The organism is Glaciimonas sp. OK215, assembly GCF_057787885.1.
Genome location: NZ_CM173544.1, coordinates 2,173,793 through 2,192,741 on the forward strand (window position 1 = coordinate 2,173,793; position 18,949 = coordinate 2,192,741).

Annotated in this window: 15 protein-coding genes and 1 pseudogene; 6 read left to right on the forward strand and 10 right to left on the reverse strand. The window is 57.1% G+C overall.

Annotation, left to right across the window (positions count from 1 at the left end):
* Positions 1-3: 3 nt before the first annotated feature.
* Complete coding sequence (locus AC3CHX_RS09760) at positions 4-1,356, forward strand: TAXI family TRAP transporter solute-binding subunit (protein ID WP_488643819.1); 1,353 nt, start codon at positions 4-6, stop codon at positions 1,354-1,356.
* Positions 1,357-1,416: 60 nt separating this feature from the next.
* On the opposite strand, the gene AC3CHX_RS09765 is transcribed toward AC3CHX_RS09760, so the two are convergent.
* The 5 genes from AC3CHX_RS09765 to AC3CHX_RS09785 all read right to left on the reverse strand — a co-directional run bounded on the left by AC3CHX_RS09765 (position 1,417) and on the right by AC3CHX_RS09785 (position 5,763).
* On the reverse strand, positions 1,417-2,025 hold the full coding sequence (locus AC3CHX_RS09765; protein ID WP_488643820.1) for a PqiC family protein: 609 nt from the start codon (positions 2,023-2,025) through the stop codon (positions 1,417-1,419).
* Entirely contained in the window at positions 2,022-3,653 is a 1,632-nt protein-coding gene (locus AC3CHX_RS09770) for a PqiB family protein (RefSeq protein WP_488643821.1), read from the reverse strand. Before AC3CHX_RS09770 ends, AC3CHX_RS09765 begins: the two co-directional genes overlap by 4 nt.
* Positions 3,646-4,329: a paraquat-inducible protein A gene (locus AC3CHX_RS09775; RefSeq protein WP_488644786.1), complete on the reverse strand. Its 684-nt coding sequence runs from the start codon at positions 4,327-4,329 to the stop codon at positions 3,646-3,648. The genes AC3CHX_RS09770 and AC3CHX_RS09775 overlap by 8 nt, the downstream gene beginning before the upstream one ends.
* 50 nt (positions 4,330-4,379) lie before the next feature.
* Positions 4,380-5,003 carry a paraquat-inducible protein A gene (locus AC3CHX_RS09780; RefSeq protein ID WP_488643822.1) on the reverse strand — a complete coding sequence of 208 codons (624 nt, stop codon included), beginning with the start codon at positions 5,001-5,003 and terminating at the stop codon, positions 4,380-4,382.
* A gap of 73 nt (positions 5,004-5,076) precedes the next feature.
* The gene (locus AC3CHX_RS09785; RefSeq protein ID WP_488643823.1) at positions 5,077-5,763 is read right to left on the reverse strand and encodes a TetR/AcrR family transcriptional regulator; all 687 of its coding nucleotides are present in this window, start codon (positions 5,761-5,763) and stop codon (positions 5,077-5,079) included.
* 292 nt (positions 5,764-6,055) lie between these two features.
* On the opposite strand from AC3CHX_RS09785, the gene AC3CHX_RS09790 reads away from it, so the two are divergent.
* The 4 genes from AC3CHX_RS09790 (at position 6,056) to AC3CHX_RS09805 (ending at position 12,786) form a co-directional block, all read left to right on the forward strand.
* The gene (locus tag AC3CHX_RS09790; protein ID WP_488643824.1) at positions 6,056-7,615 is read left to right on the forward strand and encodes an efflux transporter outer membrane subunit; all 1,560 of its coding nucleotides are present in this window, start codon (positions 6,056-6,058) and stop codon (positions 7,613-7,615) included.
* A 49-nt stretch (positions 7,616-7,664) separates the two neighbouring features.
* Complete coding sequence (locus tag AC3CHX_RS09795; protein ID WP_488643825.1) at positions 7,665-8,828, forward strand: efflux RND transporter periplasmic adaptor subunit; 1,164 nt, start codon at positions 7,665-7,667, stop codon at positions 8,826-8,828.
* A 23-nt stretch (positions 8,829-8,851) separates the two neighbouring features.
* Entirely contained in the window at positions 8,852-11,917 is a 3,066-nt protein-coding gene (locus AC3CHX_RS09800) for an efflux RND transporter permease subunit (protein WP_488643826.1), read from the forward strand.
* A gap of 443 nt (positions 11,918-12,360) precedes the next feature.
* A complete protein-coding gene (locus tag AC3CHX_RS09805; RefSeq protein ID WP_488643827.1) occupies positions 12,361-12,786 on the forward strand; it encodes a hypothetical protein in 426 nt (141 codons plus the stop codon).
* Positions 12,787-12,928: 142 nt separating this feature from the next.
* On the opposite strand, the gene AC3CHX_RS09810 is transcribed toward AC3CHX_RS09805, so the two are convergent.
* Positions 12,929-14,137 (reverse strand): DUF2863 family protein, encoded by a 1,209-nt coding sequence (locus AC3CHX_RS09810; protein ID WP_488643828.1) that lies wholly within the window; start codon positions 14,135-14,137, stop codon positions 12,929-12,931.
* A 260-nt stretch (positions 14,138-14,397) separates the two neighbouring features.
* On the opposite strand from AC3CHX_RS09810, the gene AC3CHX_RS09815 reads away from it, so the two are divergent.
* Positions 14,398-14,688, forward strand: coding sequence for an HU family DNA-binding protein (locus AC3CHX_RS09815; RefSeq protein ID WP_488643829.1), 291 nt, complete (start codon positions 14,398-14,400; stop codon positions 14,686-14,688).
* A 192-nt stretch (positions 14,689-14,880) separates the two neighbouring features.
* On the opposite strand, the gene AC3CHX_RS09820 is transcribed toward AC3CHX_RS09815, so the two are convergent.
* The 4 genes and pseudogenes from AC3CHX_RS09820 to AC3CHX_RS09835 form a co-directional block, all read right to left on the reverse strand.
* Positions 14,881-15,417, reverse strand: coding sequence for a winged helix-turn-helix transcriptional regulator (locus tag AC3CHX_RS09820; protein ID WP_488643830.1), 537 nt, complete (start codon positions 15,415-15,417; stop codon positions 14,881-14,883).
* A gap of 120 nt (positions 15,418-15,537) precedes the next feature.
* Positions 15,538-16,092 carry a winged helix-turn-helix transcriptional regulator gene (locus AC3CHX_RS09825; protein WP_488643831.1) on the reverse strand — a complete coding sequence of 185 codons (555 nt, stop codon included), beginning with the start codon at positions 16,090-16,092 and terminating at the stop codon, positions 15,538-15,540.
* A gap of 97 nt (positions 16,093-16,189) precedes the next feature.
* Positions 16,190-17,699 (reverse strand): annotated as a pseudogene (locus AC3CHX_RS09830) (DHA2 family efflux MFS transporter permease subunit).
* Between the two features lie 95 nt (positions 17,700-17,794).
* A complete protein-coding gene (locus tag AC3CHX_RS09835; RefSeq protein WP_488643832.1) occupies positions 17,795-18,886 on the reverse strand; it encodes an HlyD family secretion protein in 1,092 nt (363 codons plus the stop codon).
* Between the last annotated feature and the right edge of the window lie 63 nt (positions 18,887-18,949).

Genomic DNA, 18,949 nt, shown 5'->3' on the forward strand with positions numbered 1-18,949 from the left:
GCCATGGCCATTCAAGACACCTTGTCAAAACAAAAACAATCCGCTAAAAACATCAAGGCGCGATTCGTCGCGATTTCGTGGCGCGACCTCGCCATCAGCTTTGGTCCGATTGTGCTGCTCGCTATCATCGCCATCTGGCTTGCGATCTGGTTTATCGATCCTGCACCGCCTAAATCAATCACGATCACCACCGGCCCGGAGCACAGTAATTTCTGGAACGTTGCCGAGAAATACCGCAAGATCCTGGCGCGCAACGGCGTCAAACTGAACATCGTGATTTCGGAAGGATCGTTGGACAATCTGAGAAAATTGAATGATCCGACCAGCGGCGTCGATATCGGGTTTGTTCAGGGCGGTGTATCGGCCGACATGTCGACCGATAAATTGATGTCGTTGGGAAGCATTTCGTATGTCCCGGTCTCGGTGTTCTATCGCGGTAAAAAGGCGATCGGCCGGCTTTCCGAACTGCAAGGAAAACGTGTTGCAATTGGTCAGCAAGGAAGCGGGGCGCGGGTTCTTGCACTGACGCTTTTGAAGGCCAACGGGATTGAGTTGGGCGGCAAGACTACATTGCTGGATATGGGCGGCGACGAAGCTGCCAAGGCACTGACCGAGGGCAAGATCGATGCAGCTTTCCTGATGGGAGACTCGGCCGCGCCGCCGACCATGGGCAAGTTGTTGCGCGCACCCGGTATCCATCTTCTCGATTTTGTGCAAGCAAGCGCCTATGCCCGTCGTTTCACCTATCTGAATGAATTGAAAATACCGAAAGGGGTGTTCGATTTCGGCAAGAATATTCCCGACCATGACATTCGACTGATTGCGCCGACCGCTGAGTTGGTCGCGCGCGACGACCTGCATCCGGCATTGTCGGATTTGCTGATTGACGCCGCCAAGGAAGTGCATAGCGGCGCCAGTGTACTGCAACGCGCCGGCGAATTTCCGGCGCCGCTGGCGCACGAGTTTCGCATTAGCGACGATGCGACACGCTATTACAAGTCGGGCAAGGGATTTTTTTATCGCACCTTGCCATTCTGGCTCGCCAGTCTGGTAGACCGCACCGTGGTCGTGCTGCTTCCCCTGATTCTGCTGTTGATTCCCGGATTCCGTCTGGTGCCGCAGCTGTACGGCTGGCGTATCAAGTCACGCATTTATCGCTGGTACGGTTCGCTGATTGCCCTGGAGCGCGCTGCGATTTCGCATACGCCGGAAGAACAGGCGCAGATGCTGAAACGGCTTGATCAGATCGAAGAAGCGGTCAACCGGATGAAAATGCCGCTGGCGTTTGCGGATCAATTTTATGTCCTGCGCGAACATATAGGCTTCGTCCGGTCCAGACTCGAGAATCGCGCCTGATGTCAACCGCGATCTCGCGCGTGCTGCGCCGGGAAGGGCGCCGGATGATGAACGTTGCTTCTAATTGCAATGCGCGACATTGCCCGCAGCCAAGGTCGTTACGTCTGCGGCAATACCGGTCACGGCGTCCGCCACTGCACGTTGTACTCCGGCCACCAGTGCATCAACGCCAGTACCGACCGGTTCTGCAACCGCCAACTGACAAGTCGCGCCGCGACCATCGTCCGAACGGCTGATCGTCCAGCCGAATAACGCTTGTACCTTGTCACCGGGGGCGGCGTCGAATTCACGCAATTCAATCGCGATACGGTAGGTCGGCTGCCCGGATGGACGGCCGCCGCGTGTGACATCGCCTGCGCCCAGCCGGTTGGCAAGGCCGCTGGCGAGGGCGTCACGCAGTTCGTAATTGAAGGGTGACGACCAACGATCCTGTTCCAGGATGTCGACCCGGGTATTTTGCGTACGCACCACCAGTTGCGGTCGTGCCAGACGCTCCGGCAGGCCGATGGGAGGCACTTCAATAAAGATTTTCGGAGCCGACGCCGCGACTGTGCCGACTTGTGCCGGCGCCGCCAGCGTGTAAAACCGTGTCGGCGCAGTGCTGCAGCCTGCCAGTGCCACTACGGCGCTTATGCCAACTATGCCAAGGGCGCGAGATAGTAATGTCATTTGTTTTCCTCTTGCTTGCCCCGGATCAACGATTCGGGATGGCGTTCCAGATAGTCGGTCAATACCCGCAATGAAGCGGCCGAGCGCGAAAGTTCCTGCAGGGTCTGGCGGATATCCTGCTGCAGCGGCGCATCGTCAGACAGCGTTCGCTGTGCCGCGGTCAGGGTTTTGCGTACATCCTTCATGGCAGCGGCAATTTCCGGTGCAACATCGTTGTTCAGACTCTTGGTCAGTTGTTCGGCGCTGGTGAGAGTGCGGTTGAGCGTGCCCAGTGTTTTCTGCAGATCGCTGCCGATCTGGTCGAATGGCACTTTGCTCAGTTTGCGGGCGATCTCGGCGATTTGCGACTGGACTTCGTCCAGGCTGTTGGGGATGGTCGGCAGCTCCAGCGGTATCCTGGTCACGTCGACTTGCACCGGCGGCGCTTTCGGGAAAAAGTCGAGGGCGACATAAATCTGGCCGGTCAGCAAATTCCCGGTGCGCAGTTGTGCGCGCAGTCCGTGCCCGATCATGTACTGCAGGCGCTGCTGCTGGGTATACCGCGACTCGTGCTGGTCATCGACCATATGACGCCCGAGTCGCTCAGGATAGATCTGGATCAGCACCGGCATCAGGAACTCGCGCCGTTTGCTGTCGTATTCAACCCCGATCGACTTGACTTCACCCAGCTCGACACCGCGGAAGTCGACTGTCGCTCCTGGCGTCAGGCCGCGTAGCGACTGGTTGAAGTAGAGCAAGATGGTCTGGGCCGGGCCATCCGGCGCTTTCATTGCGGCGTTTTGATCTTCGGCCAGCACAAACGCGGTGTTTTCCTTGGCGATCGGACCGATGTCATCGTCGGGCGCCTGCAGTGCAATACCGCCCAGAACCACGGTGGCCAACGATTGTGTGCGCAACTTGAAGCCACTCGCATTGATCTGCATGTCGAAGCCGCTGGCATGCCAGAAGCGCGTATTCATGCCGACAAATTTCTGGTACGGAGAGTTAATGAAAATCCGCAATGTCACACCTTTGCCATCGCTGTCCAGATCGTAGGCGGCCAGTTGCCCGACCTTGATGCGGCGATAGTAGACCGGCGAGCCGATATCCAGTGAACCGATGTCGCTGGAATGCAGCAGGTATTGCTGACCCGAAGAATCGCGCGTGACGATAGGTTGCACTTCGAGCCCGGTAAATGCATCTTTGGTTTGCTCGGAACTGCCCGCATCGGCACCGATATACGCGCCCGACAGCAAGGTGCCGAGACCCGATATGCCAGAAGCGGCAACGCGCGGACGCACCACCCAGAAGCGGGCGTCCTTGGCGGTGAAGCTTTTGGCTTCTTTCAGTAATTGCACTGTGGTTACTACGTGCGAGCGATCTTTGCTCAGCCGGATCGTTTCGACCGTGCCGATATCCACGTCTTTGTACTTGACCTTGGTTTTGCCGGCTTCCAGGCCTTCGGCGGTACGGAACGTCACCGTAATGACGGGGCCGCGTTCAATCAGTATTTTTGCGACCAGGGTCAGGCCGACCACGGCGGCGACAATCGGAATCACCCAGATCAGCGAAGGTAGCCAGTCACGCTGGCGCTTCAACTGCGGAGCAGGCAGGTCCGGTGCCGAAGGTTTTTCTTTTTCTTCACTCATCTTGTGCTTTCAGTTGATTCTGTTCGGGGTTCCGGTCGGCGCCTTCGGCCGTTGTGTCCCAGGCCAGACGCGGGTCGAAGCTCAGCGAGGCCAGCATGGTCAGCACCACGACCGAGCCGAACGCCGCCACGCCGATCCCTGCGGTAATGCTGGCGAAACCTTCGATTTGCACCAGGCCGGTCAGCAGCGATACGACAAAAACGTCCAGCATCGACCAGCGGCCTATCACTTCGACGATGCGATATAGCCTGGCGCGCTGCAGGCGGCGCCAGCGGCTACGTCGTTGCGCCATGAATGTCATCAGGATCATGGCGCTGATTTTGAATAACGGGATGAGAAAACTGGCGATAAAAATAATCGCGGCCAGTTCCCAGGCTCCCGACACCCAGAAATAAATCACGCCGCTCATGATGGTGTCCTGCTGGACGCCCCCGCGCAGCGTCCTGGTGATCATGACCGGCATCAGATTGGCGGGAATATACATGATGCAGGCGGCCATCAGCAAAGCCCAGGTGCGATTGATGCTGTCTGGCTTGCGTGTGTGCAGCGGGGTGTCGCAGCGCGCGCAGCGCTCGTGCTCTTTGACTTCTTGCCACACGGTACCGCAATGATGACAAGACAGCATGCCAAGGCTGGCGGCGGTCTGCACCGGGATATCACTGTCGTCTGCGCACATTTGCCGACCAGTGAGATCGGCGCCGGCAGTCTGATTCGCGCTATGCGTCGTCATGGGATTTCTCCTGGCTGTTTGGCAAACGCCATCTGCCAGAAATAGCGCGGATTGAACGAAATGACCGCCGTCAACAATACCGTTAACGCCGCGAATGCCCACAACGCGATGCCCGGTATGACGGTCGCCATATTCGATAATTTGACCACCGCCACCAGCACTCCCAGCACAAAAACTTCGATCATGCCCCACGGCCGCAGGGTTTGCATGGTGCGTACCAGCCAGTTAAAGCCGGGCGGCCGCAGCGCGTGCGTGCGCGGCAGCAGCAGGTAGAACAGAAACAGTAGCTGGATCAGTGGAAACAGGATGGTGGTCGCCAGCACCAGCAGCGCAACCGGCGACATGCCTTCCGAGCTTAGCGTCAGCACCGCGCCAAACAATGTGGTCTGGTTGCGCGAACCTTGCAGTTCGATTTCGACAATAGGAAATGCATTGGCAATGATGAACATGATCAGGGCCGCCAGCGTCAGCGGCAGGATATGTTCGCGTTGCCGACCGGGATTACGCTCCAGTTCAGTGCCACAACGCAAGCAAACCGCAATTTCGCCGTTGCCAAGGGTCAGTTTCTGATAGATCGCATCACATCCTTCGCAAGCGATCAGGTCGGGGAGTTCGCGCATGATTAGTCAGGGCCGACGGTTGATAATGGCGAAGCGGCCGGGATCAATTTCTGAAGATGCATATCGGTTCCCATTAGCGTGGCATGGTGCCGCGCAGAAACAATTTTACGGCGCCTTGAATGTTACGTTCCAGATACGGTTGTTCCATTCGCTGCGTCAGGCCAAACAGCGCATGCCGGAGTGGGGCAGCGGTGACCATGCTGATAAACAGCTGCGCGGCTTGCACCGGGTCTTCGATTTGGAGCGTGCCCCGGCGCATTTGTGCCTCCAGGTAGGTGGCGACCAGTGCTTCAGTGTGCATCGGACACGCCTGGAACACCTTTTCCGCCAGATCGGGAATCCGCGCTACCTCTGCCAGCCCCAACCGATACAGGCTAATGGCATCGGCGGAGGTCGCTCTGGTGACGAGAATGGTGCCTAGCGTGGTCAGGGCGCATTCAGGTGTGGCGCTGTCCAGTACGCCATCTTCAATCACGCTAGTTAGTTCATTGACTACCAGCCGTTTGACGACCGCTACCAATAGCGCCGACTTATTGTTGAACTTCTCGTAAATGGTGCGGGTGGAGACGCCTGCGGCCCGGGCAATCCGGGCAATGCTGGTCAGTCCGTATCCTTCTTTCAAAAAAATCGTGGTTGCGGCATCGAGCAGTCCGTCGAGCCGCTCAGCTTCCGTGCCCGAGCGCGGTCGGCCGGCACGTTTTTTTTCTGCGCTGGATGGTGATGCTGACGGGGTGGCGATGCGGTCTTTTTTTTGTCGCACAATTTCCCTGGGGAAATAAAACGCTTGGTTTTTTAATTCATGCTACATTAGCACACTTCATTCTCTGATCCGTTGTGAGCCTGGAACATAAGGGGGCTGCAGACGATTTCTGAGAGTAGTCCGATACATTTCCTGTGCCTGAAACAGGTTGCAGGATACATCAGCGAAGTAAACGATTTACCTTTGTCCGCGCAGTATTAGGTAGAATCTTAGGCAGGTCCGGTCATTCGAAGACTCACTTTTTTAACGTTGTGGTCACTATGGCATAACGAAATAAAGTCGGATAAGAACCATGTTTTCAGGAATCAGACAACCCAAAATCGGCCTGCGCGGCCGCTTTCCTTTGCTGGCCGGACGTGCGGGTCTTGGCTTTGCCGTCGGTCTGGTCCTGGCGGGCTGCGCAGTCGGCCCTGACTTCAAGGCGCCCGATGCGCCTGGCGGTGGCGATAACTACACGCCGTCGCCGTTGCGGCAGGAAACCGATGCAGCTCCCGGCGCGGCAGGTCTGGCACAGCATTTTTCAGTTGGACAGGATATTCCGGCACAGTGGTGGTCGCTGTTTCATTCCGTCGCGCTGGACCAGATGATCCGCGACGCACTCAAGCGCAGCCCCGGCATGGCTGCTGCCCAAGCGGCCTTGCGTCAGGCGCATGAGAATCTGAGTGCCCAATCCGGCAGCCTGCTCTATCCCAGCGTCGCCGGCCAACTCAGTGCTACCCGCGAAAAGGCGAGCCCGATCAGTGGCCAGGGCAACGGCGTTTTTAATTTGTACAATGCCTCGGTCAACGTGTCCTACACACTCGATGTGTTCGGCGCGAATCGCCGTCAGCTGGAAGGTTCGCAGGCCAGCGTCGACTATCAACAGTTTCAGCTCGAAGCGACCTATCTGACGCTGACCTCGAATCTTGTGACGACCGCGATTCAGGAGGCGTCGTTGCGTGCGCAGCTTCAGGCAACCCGCGAGATACTCGACGCACAGGAGCAGCAGTTAGCGGTGATCGAGAAGCAGTTGAACCTGGGCGCGATTTCACGCTTGACCGTCCTGACCCAGCGCAACACAGTGGCGCAAACACGCGCGACCATACCGCCGCTGGAAAAATCCTTGGCGCAGACGCGCCACCAATTATCGGTCTACGCCGGCCAGCTGCCGAGTGAATCGGGACTGCCCGAATTTGAACTGGCATCGCTGCAGTTGCCGCCGGACTTGCCGGTGTCGTTGCCTTCTGTGCTGGTGCGCCAGCGACCCGACATCCGCGCCAGCGAAGCGCTGCTGCATCAGGCCAGCGCCCAGATCGGCGTCGCCACCGCCAACCTGTATCCCCAAATCAATCTGACCGGTAGTTACGGTCCCTTGGCCACGCAGTTCCATGATCTGTTTACCAGCGGCGCTGTCGTGTGGAGTCTGGCTGCCGGTCTGACCCAGCCGATCTTCAACGGCGGCGCCCTGAACGCCAAACGGCGTGCCGCGCTCGCTGCCTACGATGTGGCCGCCGCTAACTATCGGTCAACGGTGCTGACGGCATTTCAGAACGTTGCCGATAGTTTGCGGGCGCTGGATTACGACGCCTCGACCTTGAAGCAGCAAGCCGAAGTCGAATCGTTGGCGCATGAATCGCTGGACCTGAGCACGCATCAATATCAGCTTGGCGCGATCAGCTATCTGACGCTGCTGGATGCACAGCGTACTTACCAGCAGGCCAGGGTCAGTCTGGTCAGGGCGCAGGCCGCACGCTACGCCGATAGCGCCGCCCTATTTCAGGCGCTGGGCGGCGGCTGGTGGAATCGTCAGTCATTGGCCGCGGCATCCTCCGCCACCACGTTGCCGGCACCGGTACCCGCAAGCAAAGACTGATCAATGCTAGTCCTAACATCTGAACATAGAACGGTAAAGGGATGTATTCATGACTAAACGCATGCTCATTATGCTAGGAGGTGTGGTCCTGCTGATCGCCATACTGGCTTTCGGCTTTTTTCTGCATGTCAGGCAGATGATTGCCAATTCGCCCAAGCCGAGCGCACAGACCGTCTCTACCACCACGATCAAGAAACTGGAATGGCAGCCGCACCTGTCGTCGGTCGGTACGCTGGTCGCAGTGCGCGGCGTCGATGTCACCAGCGAAATTGCCGGCTTGGTGCGCAGCGTGAATTTCAAGTCCGGCGAAGATGTCACAGCCGGACAGTTGCTGCTGCAATTGAATGCCGATTCCGATCTTGCGCAGTTGCATGCACTCGAAGCCAGCGCCGAACTTGCGGCCTCGGTACTCCAGCGTGACAAGGCGCAACTTGCGGTCCAGGCGATTAGCCAGGCGCAGATCGATAGCGACGTCGCGGATCTGAAAAGCAAGCGCGCGTTAGCGGCGCAACAAGCTGCCACGCTGGAAAAGAAAACCATCCGTGCACCGTTTGCCGGCAAGTTGGGGATCACCACCGTCAATCCGGGTCAATATCTGAATCCGGGCGACAAGATCGTGACGCTGCAAACCATCGATCCGATCTATGTCGATTTCTATATTCCGCAAAAGCAGCTGGGCGGCTTGCAGGTCGGGCAGGTGTTGAATCTGGCGAACGATGCGTATGAAAGTACGGCGTTCAACGGGAAAGTCACCGCCATCAGCTCGAAGGTCGATCCGGCCACGCGCAACGTACAGGTTGAGGCGACGGTCGCCAATCCCAAGCGCCAGCTGTTGCCGGGCATGTTTGCCGATGTCAATGTTGAAGTCGGCGCCAAGAAGTCCTATCTGACGCTGCCGCAAACAGCGATTACCTACAACCCATATGGGGCGACCGTATTTGTGGTGAAGCCGGCCGAGAAAAAACCGGCACAAAAAGATGCGCCCAAAGATGCGGCCGCGAATGCGCACAAGGAGGGCGAGCTGGTAGTACAGCAGGTTTTTGTGACGACCGGCGAAACCCGTGGCGATCAGGTTGCCATCCTGACGGGACTGGAAGAAGGCCAGCAAGTGGTCACCAGCGGTCAGATCAAGCTGAAGAATGGCACCGCGGTGGCGATCAGCAATACGGTCTTGCCACTCAACAATCCGAGCCCGACTCCACAGGAACACTGAGCAGGAACCATGAGGCGTAACCCATGAACTTGACCGATATCTTTATCCGCCGGCCGGTTCTGGCCATGGTGGTGAGCCTGCTCCTGGTGGTGCTGGGCTTGCGTTCGTTGTTTAGTTTGCCGATCAATCAGTATCCGAAGACGCAGAATGCGGTCGTCACGATTTCGACTACTTACTATGGCGCCGATGCGCAGACGGTGGCCGGTTTTATTACGCAGCCGCTGGAGTCCGCGATTGCGCAGGCGCAGGGGATAGATTATTTGTCGTCTTCCAGCAGCAGCGGCGTCTCGACCATTACCGCCACCTTGCGTCTCAACTATGACGCGAACCGGGCGCTGACCGAAATCAATACCCAGGTCAGCTCAGTCAAGAACCAGCTGCCGGCGCAGGCGCAGCAGCCGGTGCTGACGGTGCAGACCGGCCAGACGACGGATGCGATGTATATGGGGTTTTATAGCAATACGCTGCCGACCAACAACGTCACCGATTTCCTGAGCCGGGTGGTGAAGCCGAAGCTGGATTCGGTTGAGGGGGTGCAGACCGCAGAGCTGCTTGGGGCGCGCCAGTTCGCGCTGCGTGCCTGGCTGGACTCCTCCAGGATGGCGGCGCATGGCGTGACTGCCGCCGACGTCAGTGTGGCGCTGGGGAATAATAACTATCTGGCGGCGCTCGGTTCGAGCAAAGGGCAGATGGTGACGGTGCCGTTGACCGCCGGTACCGATCTGCATTCGGTCGACGAATTCAAGCAGCTGGTGGTCAAGCGCAGCGGCGACTCCATCGTTCGGCTGGAAGACCTGGCGACGGTCTCGCTTGGATCGGAAAATTATGATTTCAACGTGGCCTTCAGCGGCGTGCGTTCGGTATTCATCGGTATCAAGGTGGCGCCGGAGGCGAATATTCTGGACGTCGCCAAGCGCGTGCGCGCCGGCTTTCCAGAGATTCGGTCGCAGTTGCCGAACGGCGTCACCGGCGAAATCGTGTATGACTCCACCGAATTCATCAATACCTCCATCAAGGAAGTCATCAAGACGCTGGTCGAGGCGCTGCTGATTGTGACCGTGGTGATCTTCCTGTTCCTCGGCAGTTTCCGTGCGGTGCTGGTCCCGGTGATTGCGATGCCGCTGTCGCTGATCGGCACCTTCTTCGTGATGCTGGCGCTGGGTTATTCGATCAATCTGCTGACGCTGCTGGCAATCGTGCTGGCCATCGGCCTGGTGGTCGACGACGCGATCATTGTGGTGGAGAACGTCGACCGCCACATGAAGGAAGGCCAGCCGCCGATGCAGGCTGCGTTGCTGGCCGCACGCGAACTCGGCAACCCGATCCTGGCGATGACGGTGGTGCTGATTGCGGTGTATGTGCCGATCGGCTTTCAGGGTGGCCTGACCGGTGCGCTGTTCACCGAATTTGCCTTCACGCTGGCGGGTGCCGTTGCGGTCTCCGGGGTGGTGGCCTTGACGCTGTCGCCGATGATGTGTTCGCGCGTCTTCCGACCGGAGCAGGACAGCGGCCGTTTCGTGCTGGCTATCGACCGTGTGTTCGAAAAAGTCCACCATACCTACCAGCGCAGCTTGCATGGCTTGCTCGAAACCTGGCCGGTATTGGTCGTGATGGCGGCGATATTGATGCTGGTCCTGGGTTTGATGTTCAAGATGTCGCAGTCTGAACTGGCGCCGGAAGAAGACCAGGGCATCGTGCTGGCGCAGGTAGTCGGGGCACCGACCGCGACCTCGGATCAGATGCAGAGTTACGCCGAACAGATATTCAGGATCTCCAAAGCCATGCCGGAATATAGCCAGCTGTTCCAGATCACCGGGGTGCCGACCGTGAATGCAGGGATCGGCGGCATGCTGCTGAAGTCATGGCAAAACCGGGTTCGCAGCGCCAAGCAGGTGCAACAGGACTTGCAGGAGCGCTGGAACAAGATCGCCGGCGCCCGGGTGGCTGCGTTCCAGTTCCCGGCATTGCCGGGCTCATCCGGATTGCCGGTGCAGTTCGTGATTGCCACCACGGAACCTTTCGAAAACCTGAATCTGGTAGCGCAGCAGGTATTGGATAAGGCGCGTGCTTCCGGCAAGTTTTTCTTTGTCGATGGCGACCTCAAGATCGACAAGCCGCAGGCTACGGTGGTGGTGGACCGCGACAAGATTGCCGCGCTCGGCATGACGCAGCAAGATGTCGGCAGCGCGCTGGGGGCCGCTCTGGGCGGCGGCTACGTGAATTATTTCTCGATTGCCGGTCGTTCTTACAAGGTGATCCCGCAGGTCCTGCAGGTCGATCGTCTGAATCCTTCCGAGGTGCTGAATTTCTACATCAGGACGCCGGACGGTTCGATGATTCCAGCCAGTACCATCGCCCACATCAAGTATGACGTGGTGCCGGAGTCGATTAACCGTTTTCAGCAGCTCAATTCGGTGACGCTGGCGGGAGTTTCCGGTTCTTCGCAAGGAGAGGTGCTCGACTTCATGCGTAGCGCGGTGAAAGAAGTGGCGCCAATCGGGTATTCGGTGGATTACTCGGGGCAGTCGCGCCAGTTCATGCAGGAGTCAGGTGGTTTCGTGGTGACCATGTTGTTCGCCGTGATTATTGTGTTTCTGGCGTTGGCTGCGCTGTTTGAAAGCTTCCGCGATCCGATCGTGATTCTGGTATCGGTGCCGCTGGCATTGTTCGGCGCCACGATGTTCATCTTCCTCGGCTTCGCCTCGATCAACATCTACACCGAGGTCGGGCTGGTGACGCTGATGGGACTTATCAGCAAGCACGGTATCCTGATCGTCGAAGTGGCCAATCAGTTGCAGAAAACCGGCAAGAGCAAACGGCAGGCGATTGAAGAAGCTGCCGCCGTGCGGCTCCGGCCAATCCTGATGACTACTGCGGCCATGGTGTTTGGCGTGGTGCCGTTGGTGATTGCGTCAGGCGCGGGTGCGGCGGGGCGCCACGCAATGGGTCTGGTGATCTTCACGGGCCTGTCGATCGGCACGCTGTTTACGCTGTTTGTGGTGCCGGCGATGTATCTGTTCCTGGCGGCGGATCATCAGGCGATTGCGGCCAAAAAGAATGCCTTGGCGAAGACGCTGCCGGCCAGTTGACCAGGCGGGTGCAAATAGTTGTTTGACGATTTCACGTTTGTCCATAAAAGAGCGTCGATATATCCATAAAACAAAGATAAACAGGGCGTTGCTGGAACAACCGTATCGATTTACCGAACAATTACTGCAATGCGTTGCGTCTGCGCAAATGCATAGGACCTGGCAAACCCTGCTCAGATAGATCAGGAGTATTCTTGTACATAGCGAATATCGACTTCCGGTCGAATACCGCGATCATATGGAGCCTCTGCTTCGCCTCATAGCTGACATGCATCTCGTATCGTCTCTGTCTGGGCGATGACTATGACATTCAGACTTCCAGTACCGTCGTCATCGATATTCTCCATATCATCGGCGTTCAGTGGCGAAGCAGGCTGCTACTAAAGGAGGTTATGATGCAATTCCCTCGATATCTGATTCACACATCAAGGAAATCGGTTGGTGTGGCGCACAAACGAATTCGCTTTTTAGTTTTTGCATTGGTCGCCTTGATCGGCATACTGTTTGCGACGTCGGCGCTGGCCGCGGACCGCAGCAAGCTATCCGACGCCAATGCCGCTTACCAGCACGAGCGCAGTGTTTGCCTCAGCGGCAAGTCGAACCAGGATCGCGCCACCTGTCTGCGCGAAGCCGGCGCTGCCCTGGACGCCGCAAAGAGAGGGCGACTGAACGATGGACAAGCTCAGTATGAGAAAAATAGTCTGATGCGTTGTAATGCGTTACCAGAACGAGATCGTCCGGATTGCATGCGCCGCATGCAAGACGATGCGGTGGTGGGAGGTAGTGTCGAAGCCGGCGGTGTCTTGAGAGAAAGCGTGACAACCGTGGTGGGGCAACCTGTCGATGCGGCACCGGGCCCCGCCAAGTAATTCCCGGTTCAAGCGCATGCCTGGTTTTGCCGGCAGACCGATGCTGGCAAGCTAAGATAAGTTCAGAACTCTGCTCAAATTTCCTGTTTTGCGCGGCGGCGTCAGCCGCGCTTATTTTCCGGCGCCGGTCAATCAACTTCTCTCACTCTTCGTAAGCCCGCACCTCAAGCGCCTTTCCCTCAGCATCAAATTTCATCGCAATAGCCAATGATTTGACGCCGATAGTCTGCAATGCGTCGTACGTGTCATCGACTTCAATCTGCAGGTCGCGCATCACCGCCGAAGGTTTTTCCGACGAAGCCACCAAGGCGCCGTCTGTCTCTGCATACAAGTTCACACGCAACACCATGTCGCCACGTACCTCGGCGGGTCCGATGATGGCTTTGGTGCTTGCGGCCGTGATGCCGTGTTGCTCCAGCCCGTGATTTAGCTCGGACATCATTTGCAGCATGAAGTATTCGGCGATGCCGCGTTCCTTTCCGCCATGGAACAGATCCTGGTACAGAAAATTGACATCGATTGTGCTACCGTCTGTGACCAGGCAACGCTTTACCAGCGGTGCAACCTGCTCGGTCCAGTGCTGAAAACGCTTTTCGCGTACCTCAAAATAGGCGTCGGCTGCGGCATCCTTTTCGGGCACGTGATAGAACGCATCGTCGGCTGTCTTCAGCGTGAATCCCAACAAAAAACGCAGTTCGACCGCCATATCCTCAGGTGCGAACTGGCTTGTTGGCCAAGCGCCGAAACTGCGGTCGATTGCCGGTGTCGCCACCACTTTTTTATCGGTCATCGATGCAAATGCATCGCGTATCATTTCGTTGAGGTGGCTGAACGTGATGCCGTCGATTTCATCCAGATGGTAGGCATAGCTGACCAGGACCACCTTGGCGTCCGGGCTTTCCAGTTGCGCCTGCTGCAAGCTTTTGGTCAGCAAGTCGAACGCCTCCTGATCCTGAAAAGCCTGCTCGCTGTGGAGGCCGCCGCTGGTCCGCACGAACAGCGGGATCACAAAGGCATTGACTTCGACTGTGATGCCTTCGTCGCGTCGGATCAGGACGACTTCGGCGGCCTCTTCGATCCGTTCCTTTAACAGTTGATAGGCGGCGCTGTCGGCGTGTTTTATGCGATCGAGGGCTTCATACAGGATGTCGTCTTTCTTCTGATGCAGGCACTTTTTGATGATCTTGTAAAAATCGCGTTCCTGTTGCTCCGGCGTATCGGTCATCGACTCTCTGTTTTCCTGCTCCACCAGGTCTATGGACAGATCGCACAGCTGCTGAATCAGTGCATCCCCGATTTCCTCGGCAGACGGAGCGGATTTTCTGGGTGTCGGGCGCTTGTTTTTTGGCATGATTTTATTTTCAATGGTGTGTTTGCATGAGGCCGGTGGCGGATTGTCGCGCTAACGCTTGGGAGCGCAAACAGGAATATGCGCGTGATTATCCCTTACCGCGGCGACTTCCGGACAAACCTCGTTGCGGCAGGCGCGCCCAGTGGCATGAAATGACGTGAAATTTCATCTATTTTGCAGTCGAAACAGAGGTTTCATTTTCTTTTCGGCAATGCAGTGCTAGAATTTTCACTCTATCAACCTATAGAGTGAGTCACCAAATGAACAAGAATGAATTGATCGACAGTATTGCAGCAGAATCCGAACTCTCAAAAGCAGCCGCCAAGCGTGCTGTGGACTCCTTGATCGCCAATGTTATCAAGGCGGTAAAGAAGGGCGACTCAGTACAGTTGATCGGTTTCGGCACATTCGGCAGCGGTAAGCGTGCCGCCCGTGTCGGCCGTAACCCGCGTACCGGCGAAGAGATCAAAATCAAAGCCGCCACCACGGTGAAATTCACCGCCGGGAAAGCATTTAAAGACGCTGTCAACGGCAATAAAAAGAAAAAATAATATTTTCTTTTGGTGCGTGGAAGATCAAGAAAATGGCGAACTTCGGTTCGCCATTTTTGCGCATTGAAGGCGTAAAGCCAGATAATTGGGATAGGTGATCTTTATGGTGAGAGAAAGTAGGATATGGGCAGTGGCGGAGAATTGCTTTTTGCAATGCATGCACTCCCCAGAGCAAAAACCTCATTACACGGGCTAGGCTGTCAGTTCCGGCGGGAAATCCGGTATCTTGTCTGGTGCGGCGCGCTTTTGCTCCGCGTAGGCCATGCGGTTGCGGACACCTTCGCTGGCCGCCGGTCCGGCACCCAGTACGTAATTTTCTCCGGTGATCGGTTTTCCGGTTGCACTGTCTACCAGGATGGGATCGACCGCCTCACCGGTGTGCAGATCGGTCAACACAACGCTCAGACCATCCGGCGTGAATTGGTCATTTCCCCACGCCAACAAAGCGATCATCACCGGTTTGAAAGTTCTTCCGCTTTCAGTGAGTACGTATTCGTAACGGGGCGGTTTCTCCAGGTATTGGCGGCGCTCCATCAGGCCCTCGGCAACCAGCGCTGTCAGGCGTCGTGTCAAGATATTCGGCGCAATGTCCAGACTCTTCTGAAACTCATCGAAGCGTGTCATCCCGTAAAAAGCGTCGCGCAGGATGAGGATGCTCCACCATTCCCCCACGCGCTCCAGACTACGGGCGATCGGACAGCTCATATTGCTAAAACTTTTGCGATGCATGAAAGTACTCCTTTAACGTCAACATGAGAGTCAGCATAGACCTGTAACTATCGCTTTGCAAGTTACTTTATTTTCTTTCGAAAAGTAAGGCGTAAATGATCACTTCGCTTCACATCATGATCATGTGTTCCGCCGCTTAGCGGGCGAGCCCGTGGCGTCTTGCTCTGTCGTCTGTTGCGCCAACCCAGGCCTGGACTTGGCAAATGCGAGGTGCTCAACCATTTTCTGGCTGGCATTGGGCCCCGAAACGAATATATAGTCGGCTTCCGTAATCGGCCTGCCGCTTTCTTGATCCACCATGATGGGATTGGCGACGACACCGGACCTGGCATCGATCAGTAATAAACTGGCACCGTCAGGAGAAAAATGCTGATTTCCCCAGGCATACAGCGCCACAATCACCATCCGGAAATCGCGACCAAGCGGTGTCAGCCGATATTCGTCCCTGGGCGGTTTTTCGCTATATCGATGGCGCTCCAAAAAGCCATCCTCAACGAGTGCGTTGAGACGTTTGCTCAAAATATTCGGTGCGATACCCAGGCCCTTTTGAAATTGGTCAAAACGGCTTACTCCGTACAGGGCGTCGCGCATAATCAGGACGCTCCACCATTCCCCCACCCGCTTCAGGCTGCGGCTGATGGGGCATGGCGACTCGATCACGATGTTACGTTCCATATAAAAATTCCCAGTGAATTGCCTGCAGATATTGCCAGCCCGGGTGCAGGCAACATCGCTAAAGTTATAGTCAATAGCGTTCTACCGCGCTCTTACATTAGTGGGCATCTGCGGATGGGCCTTGGGGTGCTGCAACTTTTTTCATCAATGGCACTAGCACAGTGGTAATCGTGAAGCACACCATCACGACGAAAAAGGCATCGGCGAAGGTTTGCGTAAGCGCTTCGCGCATGGTGAGGCTCCACAATTGTTTCAAGGCACCCAGTTGTGCATCGGTGGCGTTGAGACCCCAGACGCTGAGGTTGCTGCCAGCCGCTTGCAACATATCGCTCATGGCGTCGTTTCCTGCGTTCAGGTGTTCTGCCAGGTGCAGGAAATGCAGATTGGTCCGGTCGTTGAGGATCGTCCCGCACACCGCAATGCCAATCGCGCCGCCCAGGTTACGCATCAGATTGAACAGGCCGGAAGCCTGCTTGAGCCGCTCGGGGGCCAGTGCGCCGAGGGTCAGCGTGACCGTTGGGGCCACCGCAAATTGTTGCGAGAAACCGCGTAACGCCTGTGGCAACAGGAATTCATGCCAGCCCCATTCATGCGTAATCGGCATGAAATTCCACATGGAGAGCGCAAAGCCTGCCAGACCCACCATCAGCAGCCAGCGCAGGTCGATGCGTTTGGCCAGAAAGGAATAGAAAGGAATCGCACAGATCTGGAACACCCCGGTGGAAAAGATTGCCAAGCCGATATCCAAAGCGCTGAAGCCCCGCACCCGGGCCAGAAACACCGGTGTCAGGTAAAATGGTGGAAAAGATGCCGATCCCGGTGACAAAAGAAAACAGGCAACCGAGCGCAAAATTACGGTCTTTCAAGGCGCGCAGTTCGACCACAGGATTGGCAAAGGCGAGACTACGCCAAATGAAGCCGATGCCTGCAATCGCGGCGATCCAGGCGGTGGTGCGAATCACGTCGTCACCCAGCCAGCCCAGTCGCGGACCTTCTTCGAGCGTATATTCCAGACAGCCCAGAAAGATCGCCATCAGCGTCATGCCGATATAATCCGCGCCGCGCAGTAACGACAGGTTGGGACGGTCGATAAGAACAAGCATCGGCACCGCCACCGCGACAAAAATGCCGGGCACCAGGTTGATGAAAAACAGCCAGTGCCAGGAATAGTTACTGGTGATCCAGCCGCCGATGGTCGGCCCCAGGGTCGGGGCCAGCGAAGAAATTGCGCCAATGGTGGCCGCTGCGATGATCCGTTGATGGCCGGAAAAATAAAAGAAGGCTGAGGTAAACACCAAGGGAATCATCGACCCGCCCAGGAAGCCCTGCAGCGCCCGGAAAAAGATCATGCTATTGATATCCCAGGCCATGCCGCAAAGCAAACTGGCCAGCGTGAAGCCGACGGCGGAAATGCAGAAGAGCCAACGCGTCGACATCACGCGCGACAGCCAGCCCGAGAGCGGGATGACGATGATTTCCGCAATCAGGTAGGCGGTTTGTACCCAGGCGGTTTCATCGGCGCCCGCAGACAAGCCGCCGCCGATATCCGCCAGCGAGGCGGAGACGATCTGGATGTCAAGCAAAGCGATAAACATACCGACGCACATGCTGGCAAACGCAAATATCTTGGCGCTTTGGGACAGTTCACCCAGGTTTGGCAACGACTTCGCCAGCCCGGCGGTAGCGGTAGCCGGGACGGCGCTCAAGATTTGCTCCGGCTGGCTGGACGATCATCGACTTCGGCGGTGACGGACAGGCCAGGGCGCAACTTGCCCAGTTTCGCGCCTTCGCCGTCCAGTACCACCCGCACCGGCACCCGCTGCACGATCTTGGTGAAGTTGCCGGTGGCGTTCTCTGCCGGCAGAATGCTGAATTGCGCCCCGGTGGCCGGCGCCAGGCTGGCGACATGGCCATGAAATACTTCACCGGGCAGGACATCGGCAGTGATATTCACGCGCGATCCCGGATGCACATGCGCCAGTTGATTTTCCTTGAAGTTGGCATCCACCCACAGACCTTGTGCCGGGACCACCGCCAGCAACTGCGCCCCGATCGTCGCATAGGCGCCAAGGCGCGCCCGGCGATTGCCGATGATGCCATCGATCGGCGCCCGCAACTCGGTATAGCTCAGATTCAGCTCGGCCAGATCGCGTTGCGCCACGGCCTGCGCCAGCGCCGCTTCGATTTTCTGCTTCTGGGTCGCAATCACGTCGATCTGGCGTTGCGCCGCACTCAGGTTGGCCTGCGCTTTTTGGCCACCGGCCAGCGCCTGCTTGTAATCGGCATCGGCTTTCTGGAAACTTTGTATCGACACTGCGGCTTTGGCGGACAGATCCTGATAACGGCTCTGATCGTCGTGGGCACGGCTGGTTTCGGCATTGGTGGCGGAGATGCCGGCCTTGGCCTGCTCAATCACCGACTCTTGTAAATGGCGCGTGGCGTCGACATTCGCCAGTGCGGCTTCCTCTGCAGCTACGGCGGCTTTTGCCTTGGCCAGGGCAGCCACGTAGTCGCGGTTGTCGATGCGGACCAGCACGTCGCCGGCATGCACCACTTGGTTGTCGCTGACTGCGATTTCGGTGATGTTGCCCGACACCTTGGGGCTGATCACGGTCACGTTGCCGCCCACATACGCGTCATCGGTGTCTTCCATGAAGCGCCCCGTTGTATACCAGTGGGTCCCGTAAAAGAGCGCCCCAAGGCTAACAACAAGGACAATACCGCCAATGGCGAGTCGTTTTTTATTCGGGCCGGCTTTGTGTTTGGGGCTGAGTTCGATTACGTCTTTCGTCATGCTGGGCTCCTGTAAGTGGGATGTGTCAAGTTACTTGCATTTCAATAGTTAGTAGATTATATT